We start from the raw sequence: 14,256 nt of genomic DNA, 5'->3' as shown, positions 1-14,256 counted from the left end.
TTTTTGTATTACCAAAAATAAGAAAATGAAAACATCTAAATTACTTCTTATCTCATTCTTCTTGTGCGTTTCATCAGGCATGTTGCTGGCACAATCCAAAGCACAGGAGGAACTGATCTTCCACACAGACTTTACAACAGCGGATGGATGGGACAAACAGCCCGCTGATAATTTTACTGTCCGGACAGAGAACGGTTTCCTGCTGCTGAACGAGGAAAACGTAAATAAATTCTTTGAGAAGGTGATCGACTACCAGATTGATGTGACCCGGAATTTTACCATCGAAGCTTCGGTAGCGCGTATAAAAGGTGGGGATGAGGGGTCGACATTTGGAATTATCTTTGGGGGATTCCCGGTTAAGCCGTCTGTAAACAACAGCCTTACCATCTCTTCCAGTGGTGTCATCAATTTTACTTCCTATGACAGAACTGATACGTATGTCCGGGATGAAGATACAACCGCTGCCATAAATATTAAAACAGAGCCGGGTCAATATAACAAAATAAAGATTGTGCGTATTGGTGCGTCACTGATCTGTTATATCAATGATGTGTTGGCGTATAAGAAGAATGGCATTGGAATATATGGCGGGAATATAGGCTTTGACATTGGCGAAGGCGTGACCATGGGTGTTGATTATTTAACGATAAATTATTTGCTTTCTGTTCCTGCTTCTCTCAATGCTGCGTTGGCAGATGCTGATAAAGATCCTCCGGTTATAAGCATTATAAATCCGGTTGTCACCAGGGGTTTAAAAGTTGTACAAAGCGGAAACAAAATAACGGTTTCGGGTACTGCGACCGACGATAGCGGAATTAAAGCCATAGAGGTAAACGGCCTCAGCGCCAATGTAGATGCAGCGGGCAATTTTTCCGCAAGTGTTCCACTGGCTATAGGCGATAATAAGCTCAAGGTAAAAGCTACTGACGGCAAAATGAATTCTGCTGAATTTGATTTCGTGATCAACCGGAACCCGGCTGCCAACAATAATTCACAGCCTGTACCTATTGTACCGGTAAATGCTGGAAATATGGCGTCGGGAGGTAAGTATTATGCACTTATTATTGGCATACAGGAGTATAACGACGAAAGCATAGCAGACCTCGATCAGCCTGTTGCGGATGCGAAGTCTTTGCTTGACATATTGGTTAACAATTATACATTTGAGCGGGAGAATGTGACTTTATTGGCAAATCCAACCCGTTCACAGATATTCAGCTCGCTGGAGACACTGTCCCAAAAGATAAAACCGGAGGATAATGTGCTTATTTTTTATGCAGGACATGGTTTATGGGACCCCGTCCGAAAACAAGGTTACTGGTTTCCTTCTGATGCAGGCAGACGTGACCGTTCCTCCTGGGTAACTAACGCAGATTTAAAAGAATACATTACTGCAATCCCGTCGAAGCATACACTTCTGATCACAGACGCTTGTTTTGCCGGGAGCATCTTTAAAAGCCGGGCAATATTAGCGGGTGCTCCCCGGGCAATAAAAGAATTGTACGAAATGCAAAGCCGCAAGGCCATGACCAGCGGAACTTTAAAAGAAGTGCCGGATAAAAGTGTGTTCATTGAATATCTTGTGAAGCGTCTGACCCAGAATGCCGCTAAATACCTTTCCGCTGAGCGGCTGTATTCCAGTTTTAGAGACGCGGTGATTAATAACAGCGCCAACGGACAGGTGCCGCAATATGGAGAGATTAAAGAAGCGGGCGATGAGGGTGGCGATTTTATTTTTATTAAAAAATAACAAAATGAAACTACTAACGATACTGTTTCTAACATTTTGGACTGGTGATTTATTTGCCCAATTGATGGCTTTTTCTAAGGAATCAAGAGAACTAACTGCTAAAAGCGATAAGTTACGAGGAGAAAGAAAAACATTGGAGGCTGACAAATTGTTATTCGAGGCCAATGAGAAATTTCCGAATGACAGGTTGGACTGGATTGGACATGAAAGACTAAATTCAGGTGATGTTAAAGGTGCAAACAAATGCTGGGATGCCTTGATTTCGAGCGCTAAAAAGGAACTGCTAACTACCAAAGACTCGAAATTAAAGTATGCGCTGGAGATTTTCATTGGCCAGAATTTCTACAATCATCAGGTAGTAGGTAACCTTACAATGGGTGACCCTGTTGTGGGCATACGAGCGGCCATAGGGCATTTACAATTTGGAACTAAAAAATCATTTTCACATTATCAGAAGATATCCTGTAAGCTGGCAATTGAAGCATGTTACCAAATAAATGATTTGGAAAGTTTGAAAACTATCATGTTATTAAGTGAAAAAGCTGATCATGAACGAGGTGTCTTTGAATCAAAAATTTACAGCCTATTAGTAGAGAAAAAATATGATGAAGTGATCGCACTTAACACAGCTGGTGCTAAAGGTGAGGACTACAGGCTAGCCAAAGATGTGTTAAAATCAATACTCCCTTTTGCCTACTATGGTAAAGGCGATACAGAAAATTTAAAGAAGAGTATTGACGGACTTGGCAAGATCACAATTTTTGAATCATTGTCATACTACCAGGGATTATTGGCTTTAAACCAGAAAGCGTATGCTCAGGCGATCTCTATGTTTACTGAGGCAATGGCACCACAAAAACTCTTTATCTTTGGGAAAAATAAAAGAGTAGGGGCATTTCGGTACTATACTTATCGCGCCGAAGCATATGCCGGTTTAAAAGATTACGCAAATGCTAAAAAGGAATTTGAGGCGGCATTGGTTTATAATCCAAATTATCAACCTGCATTAGATGGCCTTGCCAAACTGGAAGGAAACCAGTTTGCAGCCCTCAAAACCGACAAAACCGGGCCAGAAATTAAAATATTGGAGCCAACCAATACCCGGGGACTAAAGATTGTCGCTGCTGGAAAAGACGTCATGATCAAAGGGATGGCTTCAGATCCTTCCGGCTTAAAATCAATTACCATTAATGGACAGGCTGTATACTCAAAGGAAACAGGTGATTTTTGGGGAACAGTAGCCATGGCCGATGGTATAAACAAGTTTGAGGTTCTGGCGACCGACCTGGCAGAGAATACAAGCAAACAAATCTTTGAAATAGAAAAAGCTGCTGCAACAGTTGACGTAGTGCCAGTTGCGACAACCGAAAAGCAGGGTAAAAACTATGCTGTATTTATTGCCAGTCAGAATTATGATGATGCTTCAATTCCTTCCCTGGAAAACCCGATTGCTGATGCGATCAAGCTGAAACTCATCCTGAAGAACAGTTATAATTTCACAGACGAAAATATTTATAGCCTTTTCAATCCGCAACGTGGTGATTTTAAAAAGAAGTTCCTGGAATTGAAAGAGGCCTTACAGCCCGAAGACAACCTGGTGATCTTTTATGCTGGTCATGGCATTTGGGTTGATAAGGAGAAGAAAGGTTATTGGCTCCTTACGGATGCAGAGCGAAATGATATAAATACCTGGTTGCCAAATAAACAGGTATTGGATATGATTGCAGAATTACCTTCAAGACATACCTTACTCATTACAGATGCCTGTTTTTCCGGATCTGTTTTTAAATCCCGAAGCATTGGGGCTGATGCCCCTGCAGCATTGAAAGAAATGGACAGCAAAATTACACGTGTAGCCATTACTTCCGGCAATGATACCGAAGTGCCTGATGTGAGCGTATTTATGAAGTATCTGGTAAAAGCATTGAGCGAAAACAAAGATAAATACCTGTCTGCACAGAAAATGTTCATCACCCAGATTATCGAAGCCGTGATGACGGAATCCAAAACAGAGCCTAGATATGGAACATTAGAACTGGCCGGACATGTTGGTGGAGATTTTATATTTAGTAAGAAATAAAGACATAGATCACGTTGAAGACTTCAGTCAAATGGCTTATCAGTTTCGCACATGCATTCCTTTTGCTTGGCTTTACAGCGTGGTGGATGAATACCGGTTTCACTTATGGTGATGAGCAGCTGCTGATCAAGTGGTCGTCCATATTAAAGCGTGTTGTATTTCAGATTGACAAGGATCCGCCAAAGAAGGATTTTATTTTTATCAATCTTGCTTATGAAAAGGCACTGATCCCCAGAGAAGACGGATTAGGGAATGAAGTGATTACAGACAGGGATAAGCTTGCACATTTCTTTCAAATTGTAAAAAAACATCAGAAGCACATTAAGTTTACGTTTTGTGATGTATTTCTGCAAGGCCGGTCTGAGCATGACAGCTTGCTTGAATCGTCTGTCAATGGTATTAATAATATTGTATTCCCAACTCATTTTGCCGACCATGGCCATATTGAAAAATTGGACATCAATGTACCCCGGGCAATAGCTGATTACCGCATGGCGAGCAGCGGCTTCATGAAATTTAAATTGTTCCAGAGCGATAGTTTGCCTACGGTCCCGCTATTGCTTTATGAAAAGCTAAAGAAAACAAAAATCACCCATAATCTTGCTTTTTATCTGGATGATGGCCGGCCTAGTTTGAACTCCATGATCATAGACTACCAGATCAGGGCACATGAATTATTTGAACAGAGCGAATATCCGGTGGTTACCTTGTCGGAATTGCTGCTGCTGCCTGAAGAAGTTATGGTAAACGAGTTTTTAAAAGGCCGTTTTGTTATTTTAGGCGACTTTAATACGGACGTTCATGAAACCATATTCGGGTCAACGCCGGGAACACTCATATTAATCAATGTTTACTTAAGCCTTCAGGCAGGACAACATCTGGTCAGCGTTTGGTGGATGCTTTTTTTACTGACAGGCTATCTGGTGTTTTCCAGAATTATGCTTTTTCCTCCGCCTGAAGATGAAGATCACCCGCCTTCGTGGTTTGGCCCGCTATTGGGAAGTGCAACTTACCTGGCCGTATTTTCAATGGTTTCTTATATGCTCTTTAATCAGCATTTGCAGGTACTCATCATTACCCTATATATAAATTTACTCCGTTTTATTATCCAGCAGCGCAATGCAAAATGGGGCAAAGATGATTTTAAAAAATGGTTGCTGGAATTGAGGGAGACTTATTTTAATTTTCAATAATATGTTCAAAAAAATAATATTCGTTGTGTTGGTCGCGGCTAGTCTTGCTTTTGTTCAGACAGAGCGCTATTATGTTACTTTTATTAAGGGAACCGTTGTTCTTAAGAAGACCGGTAAACCTGTTAAGATTGGAGATGTATTGCTTCCCACGGATGCGCTGGTCTTTAAAGAAAGTAGCGGGAAAGTGTCCTGCATCAGTCCAGGTAAAGGCCGTTTTGACATTAGTGCAGGAAAGATCAGTGGCGGAAGTAAAAATGAGTTGCTCGCAGTCCTAAAGAATAACCTTGTGCCGGCAACAAGCAGTTACAGACTGAGTACAAGGTCCCTGATGTTTGAGGGATATGATCCCAAATCTTATTTTGTATCCAACGAGACCAATAATCATGTCCTGCTGATCAAAAATGAAATTTTGCCTATTGTTCCATCATATAAAATGGACAATGAGAACTTTTTCTTTGTGCAGTATGTGATAAATGGAAAAACGGAGACTAAAAAATTAAACCACGTGGTGAATGGGGTCATTTTTGATGATGAAGCCTTTTCGGGCAATCCGGCAAGTGTAAAGTTTTGCTATCAGGAACAGACTACAGCAGGTCCAAGATCTGCTATGCTTGCAGAATTTATTCCTGTTCTTGCTGAAAAGGAAGATATCAGTCAGCAGCTGAAGTTGATCGCCACGCATTCCGGGATCACTGATAAGAAGAAACTTAAAGAATACATCACCAGCCATGTATTTGACAACTATGGAAAAATAGGCGCCAGGGAAATAAATAAACTAATACAATAACATTTGTATGGCCCCGCACAGGGCCATACAAACATTTAATTAAAAGCCCGCAGCAAATTCCTCTGCAAACTGTTCAAGTTTGATCTTTCCAGCCGGATGCTCATTCCTGGCCTCATAGTCTTCCCACAGTATTTTGCTTCTGATGGCTGTGCCCATTTCTACATAGACTTTTGCGATGTCTTCGGGAAGATGACCTTCAATCATGCCGTTTAATGCCTGGTCATCACTAAATTCTACCCATGGAAGATCCGGTTTCCCTATGGCTGCGCCAAGTACTGCGGCTACTTCATTCAACCTGCGTTCATCACTGCTGATGTACCTGATGGTCTTTCCTGATATGGGCTTCTGAATTTCCTCCGCAATTGCTGCGGCGATGTCTGCCGGATGGACCATGATCAATTTATCGTCCCCGCTGTAGTTTGCCCCGATAATGCCGGCATGTTTGATCATGTCTGTATTGGCATAAAAATTAGTGTAAAAGAATGCTGCGCGGATATGTTTTACAGCAACATCACCTAGTGTGCTATATATGTTCTCGACGTCATGAATTCCGGCAATGGGACCTGTTCCTGATGGAAGATGGGCACCTATGCTGCTCAGGTTAACAACTTGTTTTACGCCGGATTTGGTTATTGCGGACGCGTAGTTCTGTCCGATTCCCGCCATATATTTTCTGTAGTCGCCCGGTGCATAATTTGGAGGCACCATAGTGTAAATGGCGTCAGCACCGCTGAAAACTGCTGTAAGGAAGGCAACATCGGTAATGGAACCGACTGCGGCTTTCGCCCCGAGTGCTTCAATGTCTTTTACCCGTTCTGCGCTGCTGGTAATGATGGTCAGTTCATGTCCTGCTGCGGTTAGTATTTCTGCCAATGGTTTACTGATGTTTCCCAGTGACCCTGTTAATGTAAATTTCATAATGTTATTTTTAATTGTCGGAAACAAAGGTATATTTGCACTTACTTTTATACAAGTACTTACCCCAAAGTATGTGTCATGACAGCAATTAAAGAAAGCTCCACCCGTAATTTTAACAAGCAGATTTCCGTTTCTTCTTGTCCTGTAAGTTATGTAATGAATAAGATAGGGGGGCATTGGAAGCCGATCATCCTATACCATCTGATGTCTGGTTCGAAACGTTATAATGAATTGAAACGAGCTATCCCTGAGATTACTGAAAAAATGCTGATCCAGCACCTGAAACAGTTACAGCAGGATAACCTGATCATCAGGACGGCACTTCCCGTTGTGCCGCCGTCCGTGAGCTACAGGCTGACGGAGGCTGGCGAGAGGCTGACCCCTGTGCTGAATGAAATGGCGAGATGGGGCCTTGATGATATGCAGTTGTCTGCGGGGGCTTAGCTAAAATCCGCCGGCCGTATCATCACCTCTTGGATCAGCACCAGTTTCAAGTGTGCCGTTTGGCCTCACCAAAATTGCGTCTACCCGGCCTATGCCGCCTCTTGATACAAATTTATAACCTTTTGCACTTAGCGTGTCCCGGGTTTCCTGATCAATTGCGCCATTTTCAACATATACTTCGTCGGGCAGCCACTGGTGGTGAAACCTGGGTGATGTCACCGCTGACTGCATATCCTGACCAAAAGCCAGCACATTGAGAATCGTTTGATACACTGACGTGATGATGGTGGAGCCGCCGGGGGTACCGATGACCATTAATAATTTTCCATTGTGTTCGACAATGGTAGGTGTCATCGAACTCAACATCCTTTTTCCGGGAACAATTGCATTTGCTGCGCCACCGATAAGCCCATAGATATTCGGCGACCCGGGCTTTACTGAAAAATCGTCCATCTCGTTGTTGAGCAGAAAGCCAGCGCCCTCAGCCACCACAAAAGATCCGTAAGAGCCGTTGAGTGTCGTGGTTACAGAGACGGCATTTCCCTCCTTATCGACAATGGAGAAATGTGTGGTCTGTTCGCTTTCATAATTGGGGATACTTCCCGGTTTGATCTCTGAACTCGGTGTTGCTCTGGCGAAATCGATGTCTTTGATCCGGTTAGTGATGTAATTGGTGTCCAGCAGTTCTTTTTGCGGAATATTAAAGAAATCAGGGTCGCCCAGATAACTGGCCCGGTCGGCATATGCCCTGCGTTCTGCTTCGACCATTAGCTGTACAGTGGAATCTTTTTGAAAGCCCCAGCGGCTTAAAGGATACTCGTCTGCTTGTTTCAATAAGGTTAATAAGGCGATGCCGCCGCTGGATGGGGGTGGCATAGAAATTATATTGTAGTTTTTGTACTTCCCTGATACCGGCTTCCGCCAAATGGCCTGATATGCTTTAAGATCCTCTTTGGTGATGATTCCTGAAGTGTGTTCCATTGTTTGAATGATCGCTTTTGCAACCTGACCTTCATAAAACCCTGCCCGCCCTTTATCCCTGATCAGTTTTAAAGTAGCTGCAAGCTCTGGTTGTATGAGCAGATCTCCGGTTTTCCAAAGTGAGTCTTTTACGTAAGCAACGGGTTTCCTGTTGTATTTCAAAAAGATTGTCCTTGTTCGGTTGAGCTCACCGGCCTGCTGTTCCGTAAGTGCGAAACCCTGTTCTGCGAGATCAATGGCGGGTTGTATGTCTTTTATCCAGCTTAGCTTTCCATATTTCGCGTGCGCTTTTATCATGCCGTCAACTGTACCGGGTATCCCGGCAGCCAGCGCTCCAAATACACTTTTTTCTGCAATGGCATTTCCCTGACTGTCCAGGTACATATCTTTGAAAGCTTTTCCCGGCGCCTTTTCGCGGAAGTCCAAAGCATTGGTAAGCCCTTTGGCGCTCCTGTAAACCAGGAAACCTCCGCCGCCGATATTTCCGGCATTGGGGTATACAACAGCAAGTGCAAATTGGACCGCTACTGCGGCATCTATAGCATTGCCACCTTGTTTCATGATTGCTACACCAACTTTAGTCGACTCAGGATGTGCGCTGACTACTGCGGCGTGGTCAAATTGCTGTGGAGGCTGGGCATGGATGCCGCAGCCTGGGATAATAGTTATCAGTAGGACAGCGAAAGGCTGTAAAAATTTCATGCCTTTAATATAATTACTTTATTTCATTTACTGAACACTGACTTCACTGACGGCCATTTCTACCAAAGTTAGGCTGTCCTATTAAACTAACTTTCATTGCCAGGCACGAAGCAATTTTCAAACGGAGATTGTTTCGTCATTGACAACGCATTTCGCTGAATCGATTTATATTTTTATGTTTATGTACTGAATGAAACCAAATGTGAATTGATGAAAAAACTATTTGCCATATTAGGGCTACTCCTGTTTGTTCAAATACAAACTCAGGCCCAGACCCCGATTACTAAACTTCCGACCTGGGCTTTAGGCCCATTTGTGCGCCCCGCTAGTGCCAACCCCGTCATTTCCCCTGATTCTACCACAAGTTTTTACGATCCGATGCAGAAGAAGCCAGTGGACTGGGAAAGCAATGATACCTTTAATCCCGCTGCTGCTGTAAAAAATGGAAAGATCTATGTGCTTTACAGGGCAGAGGATAAATCCGGCGTGGCAATCGGTCACCGTACCTCCAGGATCGGTCTTGCCAAAAGCAGCAACGGGATCACCATGAAAAGAACAGGCAAACCCGTACTTTTTCCCGCAGTCGACGACCAGCAGGAGTTTGAATGGACTGGCGGCTGTGAAGACCCACGCGTAGCGGTAACCGAGGATGGTACTTACCTGATGTTGTATACCCAATGGAATAAGAAAGTACCCAGGCTGGGATCGGCCACTTCCAGGGACCTGGTAAACTGGAAAAAGCACGGACCGATATTTCAGGATGCATACAGTGGCAAGTTTCATAACATTGCCTCCAAATCTGCTTCGATACTGACTACGGTTAAAAATAACAAGCTCGTCATTACCAAACATAAAGGGAAGTACTGGATCTACTGGGGGGAACACCATGTGTATGCAGCAACTTCAGATAACCTGGTGGACTGGTCGCCGGTGCTAAACGAAAAAGGAGAGCTGCTGAAACTGGTTTCGCCACGTAAGGGATATTTTGACAGCGGTCTTACTGAATGCGGCCCTCCGGCTATTCTTACCGATAAAGGGATTGTACTGATGTACAATGGCAAGAACTTATCAGGCACAAATAGTGATCAAAATTATACCGCTAATTCGTATTGTGCCGGACAGATGCTCTTTAGTGCAGAAGAGCCTTCGAAATTAATTGAAAGGTTGGACAAGCCTTTTTTGATTCCCGAAGCACCATTTGAAAAAAGCGGGCAATACCCTGCGGGTACCGTATTTATAGAAGGATTGGTTTATTACAAAAATAAATATATGCTTTATTATGGCTGTGCTGACTCAAGAGTCGCTGTAGCCGTATATGATCCTCCAAAAAAATAAAGCCGAACATGAAAAAGACGATTTGCCTGCTGCTTTTCTTTTGTTTTACGACCCACCTGGGAATAGCCAGGCAGACATCTCTTAAAGTAGCTGATATCTTGCAAAGTAACATGGTGGTGCAGCAAAATAAGCCTTTTAAAGTTTGGGGCCGGGCTGCCGCCGGATCAGTTGTAAATATTAAAGCAGACTGGGCGGCAACTGCTATACAGGTTACTGCTGCCGCGGATGGCAGTTTCCTGGGAATCGTAAATGTACCTCAGGTAATACCGGGTAATTTTACGAAACATAAGATCACTATAAAAACCAATAACGCTGAGGTCGTCCTCGAAGATCTGCTCATTGGCGAAGTCTGGGTCTGCAGTGGGCAGTCCAATATGCAGTTTAAACTATCGGAAGATAAAAATACAGTCACAGAACTCCCGGCGGCCAATAATCCCAACATCAGGGTGTTCAACGCCGAGCTTAATTTCAGTGCAGAACCCATTCAGGATATCAGGGGGAGATGGCTGCCCTGCACACCTGAGAACGTGAAGAACTTCACTGCAGTCGGATATTATTTCGGCAAACTGCTTCAGGAAAGGCTGAACCTCCCTGTTGGTATTATATTTTCCGGGATCGGCGCATCAAAAGTGGAAGCTTTTGTTCCAAAAGATGTGTTGTCTGCCCACCCATTACTTGATTCTGTCTACCTGAATCCTTATTTAAATAGTCCTAAGTCCAGAGAGGTCATCGATGGCGGCTTTAGCTTTGAAAAAGTGACACGTCCGTTTTTGCTGTATAATGCCATGATCCACCCGCTCAGCAATTTATCTGTCAGAGGTTTCTGCTGGTACCAGGGCGAAGGCAACCGCTCAGAAAGATATGCTTATACGCTAGCTACACAAAACCTTATCAAAAGCTGGCGTAAAAACTTCGGCCAGGGCGATCTTCCCTTTTATTATGTGCAGGTAGCACCGTTCTTCTATGATAAAGAAGATCCGACGCTAAATGACTATGCTTTCTTCAGAGAAGCACAGGAGAAAATCTCCGAAATAAACAATACGGCGATGGTAGTTAGTATGGATGTTGGGGAGGCAAAAGACCTGCATCCTAAAAATAAAAGGCCTTTAGGCATCCGTTTGGCAAAGACAGCGCTAAACCGTACTTATGGATTAGATACAGTATCCTATCTCGGTCCGCATTACCACCATTTTACCATTAAAGGCAGAGAAGTAACAGTTTTCTTTGATGAGAAGACCGTTACCAGGGGCCTCAGTACGAATGATCTTAAGGCACCATCTTTTTTCACCCTGGCTGGTAGTGACGGTATTTTTTATGACGCCCGGGCAGTTATAGACGGCAAAACGATTAAAGTCATATCAGACAGCGTAAAGAAACCCGTTGCTGTCCGCTATGCCTTTACAAACTATCCGGTTACCAACCTGCAGAATGCTGACGGCCTACCGGCGATTCCTTTCCGTTCAGACGAGTGGCCGGAAAAGAACCATCCCGGAGAACTTCTCAAATAAACCTTTATTCACGCAGGACCTGAAAACTGCCTGGTATAATGCCTGTAGCCTTCACGATCCGGTTCCAGGAATTGATTTGAGCAATCGCCAGGCTTAAGTGAGCAATTTCACCTTTGGTAAAGTGTTTCAAAAGCTTATCATGGATAAGGTCGATGTCACTGTCTTCTTCTAATCTGGTCAGTATTTCAGCATACTCCAGGACGGCCCTTTCTTTTGCTGTGTAATAGGGCGCTTCCCTCCAGGCCGAAACCGAAATTAACCGCTGCACAGTTTCTCCTGCATGTATCGCCAGTTTGGAATGCATGTCCAGGCAATAAGCGCAGCCATTGATTTGTGAAACACGTGTTCTCATCAGTTCCAGCAGCATCTTGTCCAGTCCCGAATTATTGATGAAAGCCTGTACGTGGCGCATGGCTTCTATTAAGCCTTCCGGCAGATCGCTGTTTTTTATTCTTTCCATATTTTTATTTTTTATGATGGACAAGACAAGATCAGCGGCCCCGATGTGACAGCACAGTCTTAATTTTTTATTAATTTTAATTTATCCGGATTTCTTATGATATAGATTTTGTTTATCCTTCCGTTTACAAGGTATAAAACCTGGCACTTTATCAGCGTTTTGTCCTGGAAATAGAGCAACGCAGGTTCGCCGTTGATCTTCCCCTCAGTGATCTCGCTTATTGTATTGAATTTCTTATGGAGACCTGTCAGCAATGCAGCAACGGCTTTTTTCCCGAAGACAGGCTTGAGCGCAGCAACGGCCTTTCCGCCACCGTCAGAAACCGAAGCGATATCTTCCGTAAGCAAGGCTTCCAGTTCTGCGGTACGGCCAGATCGGATAATGTCGGTGTATTTAGCAATGAAACCTTCCGGAATATTGCTTTTCATTAGACTGCCGCCCGTTCCCAGTATTTTTTTTGACCTGCTGAGCAATTGCCTGGACAGATCCGGTGTAATGCCGAGTAACTCAGAAATTTCCTTGTGTTCATAATCGAAGGCTTCTTTGAGAAGAAATACCGCCCTTTGTCTGGCGTTGAGCCGTTCCAGCAAAACCATGAGCGAATAAGACAAAATCTCCCCTGCAATGAGCTTCTCATCGGCGCGATCGGTGGCGACAGGTTCAGGCAGCCACTCCCCCGGATAATGCAGGCGGTTCCTGGAGTTCAGTTTCTTTTTCTGGTTGATTGCATGATTGATAACCATTCTGATCAGATAAGCTTTCGGATCCGCAATTTTCTCCTGATCGGTTTGCAAAAATTTAAGGAATACGTTTTGGACCACATCCTCTGCCTCGTCAACAGAACCGCAGATGTGATAAGCATAGGCTTTAAGTAATCCCCTTAAATTATGATAAAGTGTTTCAAGGTTGTGCATTGGTCATCTCTCAGAATTAAAACATTAGAAAACCCCCGGTTTGAACCTAATGTCCTAACGGCGTAAACAGGAAGCCAAACCCGACAAAATCTGCCTCCGTTTTGTGGATATATATCTTAGCCTGCACAGCTGCCCAATCCAGCACATTGTACTTCATGCCAGCTGTCCAGTAGGTATGATTGTTACGGTAGCTGTTGTAATGTAAATAATAACCGTACTTCATCATCAGAGCCAATCTTCCCATCCAGATATCAGGGCCAAGAGCAGCACCGATGCGCCAGTGCTCATATGACGTAGCAAAAGACTGATAGGTCCTGTTGAAATCGTTAGGATCAAATACCGAATGATAATACACCGCGTCTACGCCCGAACTTAAGGCAAGAATGGAACTCAGCCGGAAGTTGTAACCTGCATAAAGCCCGGTACGGAAATAACCTTCCTTACTCTGATAAACACCTCTTCTTCCCATATTGACACCAATGTCAAAACTATGTTTGTCGTGCTGAAAGTTGCTTACCTTATTGGAATCAGGCGCAGTATTTTTGCCAATGGATTGTACAATACCAAGGCTAACATTTGCAGTGTTCATCCCGTTATTTGGAACTCTTACAGCGGCATTGGAATAATGAAGGATGTCAATGCCGGCAGTGAGCTGAGTTGACGGGCTTAGTGGAGCCGCAATTTTTAAACCCGCCCTGGAGGTAAAATTGGTATGGCTGCCAATCAGGGGATTCCCATTTGTAAAGAAAGTCTTAGCCGCATAGCCGACACCAAAAGCCGGAGAGAATAACAGCTCAGTTTTGTTAAGCTTAAACAGCGAAACATTCAGCCCGGCAAGTACTGCGTAGGAATCACCAAATAAACCTTCACGTGGGTCATCCACCAGCTTAATATCGCTCATGTTCTTATAATTGAACACCAGGTCAATGCTTTTTAAGCGCATACTGCGCATCCATTGGCTGGGGTTGTCAATTGTATTGATGTGGTATAACAGTTCGCCGCCATATGCTGTACCGGTCAGTTTATGATTGGCTGTAAATACACCTACCGAAACCTGTGGGCTAAGTTCGATGCTGTTAGAATATTTTTTTTCCTGTGCATAAGAACCGGCGGCCAGTACTGATAAGAAAAGTAAAGATAAAAACGTCCTATACATTATGATCCATTATTTTGGGCCAAGTTAG

The 14,256-nt window shown here is 43.8% G+C and carries 12 protein-coding genes; 7 read left to right on the top strand and 5 right to left on the bottom strand.

What is annotated here, in order from left to right:
• The first annotated feature begins 25 nt into the window (after positions 1–25).
• The 4 genes from QEP08_RS18665 to QEP08_RS18650 are packed head-to-tail and all read left to right on the top strand — an operon-like array spanning position 26 to position 5,810.
• Positions 26–1,750 (top strand): caspase family protein, encoded by a 1,725-nt coding sequence (locus QEP08_RS18665; RefSeq protein WP_285060172.1) that lies wholly within the window; start codon positions 26–28, stop codon positions 1,748–1,750.
• Positions 1,751–1,754: 4 nt separating this feature from the next.
• Positions 1,755–3,830, top strand: coding sequence for a caspase family protein (locus tag QEP08_RS18660; protein ID WP_285060171.1), 2,076 nt, complete (start codon positions 1,755–1,757; stop codon positions 3,828–3,830).
• A gap of 14 nt (positions 3,831–3,844) precedes the next feature.
• Positions 3,845–5,023, top strand: a complete 1,179-nt coding sequence (locus QEP08_RS18655) for a hypothetical protein (protein ID WP_285060170.1) — start codon at positions 3,845–3,847, stop codon at positions 5,021–5,023.
• Position 5,024: 1 nt separating this feature from the next.
• Positions 5,025–5,810 carry a hypothetical protein gene (locus QEP08_RS18650; RefSeq protein WP_285060169.1) on the top strand — a complete coding sequence of 262 codons (786 nt, stop codon included), beginning with the start codon at positions 5,025–5,027 and terminating at the stop codon, positions 5,808–5,810.
• A gap of 39 nt (positions 5,811–5,849) precedes the next feature.
• On the opposite strand, the gene QEP08_RS18645 is transcribed toward QEP08_RS18650, so the two are convergent.
• Entirely contained in the window at positions 5,850–6,728 is an 879-nt protein-coding gene (locus QEP08_RS18645) for an NAD(P)H-binding protein (protein WP_285060167.1), read from the bottom strand.
• Positions 6,729–6,806: 78 nt separating this feature from the next.
• On the opposite strand from QEP08_RS18645, the gene QEP08_RS18640 reads away from it, so the two are divergent.
• Complete coding sequence (locus QEP08_RS18640; protein ID WP_285060165.1) at positions 6,807–7,172, top strand: winged helix-turn-helix transcriptional regulator; 366 nt, start codon at positions 6,807–6,809, stop codon at positions 7,170–7,172.
• Here QEP08_RS18640 and ggt read toward each other — a convergent pair whose 3' ends face one another.
• Positions 7,173–8,855 (bottom strand): gamma-glutamyltransferase, encoded by a 1,683-nt coding sequence (gene ggt / locus QEP08_RS18635; protein WP_285060164.1) that lies wholly within the window; start codon positions 8,853–8,855, stop codon positions 7,173–7,175.
• 210 nt (positions 8,856–9,065) lie between these two features.
• On the opposite strand from ggt, the gene QEP08_RS18630 reads away from it, so the two are divergent.
• Positions 9,066–10,190, top strand: a complete 1,125-nt coding sequence (locus tag QEP08_RS18630) for a beta-1,2-mannosidase (protein WP_285060163.1) — start codon at positions 9,066–9,068, stop codon at positions 10,188–10,190.
• 8 nt (positions 10,191–10,198) lie between these two features.
• Entirely contained in the window at positions 10,199–11,698 is a 1,500-nt protein-coding gene (locus QEP08_RS18625; protein ID WP_285060161.1) for a sialate O-acetylesterase, read from the top strand.
• 4 nt (positions 11,699–11,702) lie between these two features.
• On the opposite strand, the gene QEP08_RS18620 is transcribed toward QEP08_RS18625, so the two are convergent.
• The 3 genes from QEP08_RS18620 to QEP08_RS18610 are packed head-to-tail and all read right to left on the bottom strand — an operon-like array spanning position 11,703 to position 14,228.
• Positions 11,703–12,158, bottom strand: a complete 456-nt coding sequence (locus tag QEP08_RS18620; protein WP_285060159.1) for a carboxymuconolactone decarboxylase family protein — start codon at positions 12,156–12,158, stop codon at positions 11,703–11,705.
• A 59-nt stretch (positions 12,159–12,217) separates the two neighbouring features.
• Positions 12,218–13,072: a sigma-70 family RNA polymerase sigma factor gene (locus tag QEP08_RS18615; RefSeq protein WP_285060158.1), complete on the bottom strand. Its 855-nt coding sequence runs from the start codon at positions 13,070–13,072 to the stop codon at positions 12,218–12,220.
• A 46-nt stretch (positions 13,073–13,118) separates the two neighbouring features.
• Positions 13,119–14,228 carry an acyloxyacyl hydrolase gene (locus QEP08_RS18610; protein WP_285060156.1) on the bottom strand — a complete coding sequence of 370 codons (1,110 nt, stop codon included), beginning with the start codon at positions 14,226–14,228 and terminating at the stop codon, positions 13,119–13,121.
• Positions 14,229–14,256 lie beyond the last annotated feature (28 nt).

Source organism: Pedobacter ginsengisoli (assembly GCF_030244015.1).
GTDB lineage: Bacteria > Bacteroidota > Bacteroidia > Sphingobacteriales > Sphingobacteriaceae > Pedobacter > Pedobacter ginsengisoli.
The sequence above is the reverse complement of the archived record's forward strand: the minus strand, read 5'-3'. Positions and strand labels throughout refer to the sequence as shown.

Bases quoted from the DNA above. Each gene is read 5' to 3' on its own strand.
- QEP08_RS18665 (WP_285060172.1), top strand. From the start codon at position 26: ATGAAAACATCTAAATTACTTCTTATCTCATTCTTCTTGTGCGTTTCA.
- QEP08_RS18660 (WP_285060171.1), top strand. From the start codon at position 1,755: ATGAAACTACTAACGATACTGTTTCTAACATTTTGGACTGGTGATTTA.
- QEP08_RS18650 (WP_285060169.1), top strand. From the start codon at position 5,025: ATGTTCAAAAAAATAATATTCGTTGTGTTGGTCGCGGCTAGTCTTGCT.
- QEP08_RS18645 (WP_285060167.1), bottom strand. From the start codon at position 6,728: ATGAAATTTACATTAACAGGGTCACTGGGAAACATCAGTAAACCATTG.
- QEP08_RS18640 (WP_285060165.1), top strand. From the start codon at position 6,807: ATGACAGCAATTAAAGAAAGCTCCACCCGTAATTTTAACAAGCAGATT.
- ggt (WP_285060164.1), bottom strand. From the start codon at position 8,855: ATGAAATTTTTACAGCCTTTCGCTGTCCTACTGATAACTATTATCCCA.
- QEP08_RS18630 (WP_285060163.1), top strand. From the start codon at position 9,066: ATGAAAAAACTATTTGCCATATTAGGGCTACTCCTGTTTGTTCAAATA.
- QEP08_RS18625 (WP_285060161.1), top strand. From the start codon at position 10,199: ATGAAAAAGACGATTTGCCTGCTGCTTTTCTTTTGTTTTACGACCCAC.
- QEP08_RS18620 (WP_285060159.1), bottom strand. From the start codon at position 12,158: ATGGAAAGAATAAAAAACAGCGATCTGCCGGAAGGCTTAATAGAAGCC.
- QEP08_RS18615 (WP_285060158.1), bottom strand. From the start codon at position 13,072: ATGCACAACCTTGAAACACTTTATCATAATTTAAGGGGATTACTTAAA.
- QEP08_RS18610 (WP_285060156.1), bottom strand. From the start codon at position 14,228: ATGTATAGGACGTTTTTATCTTTACTTTTCTTATCAGTACTGGCCGCC.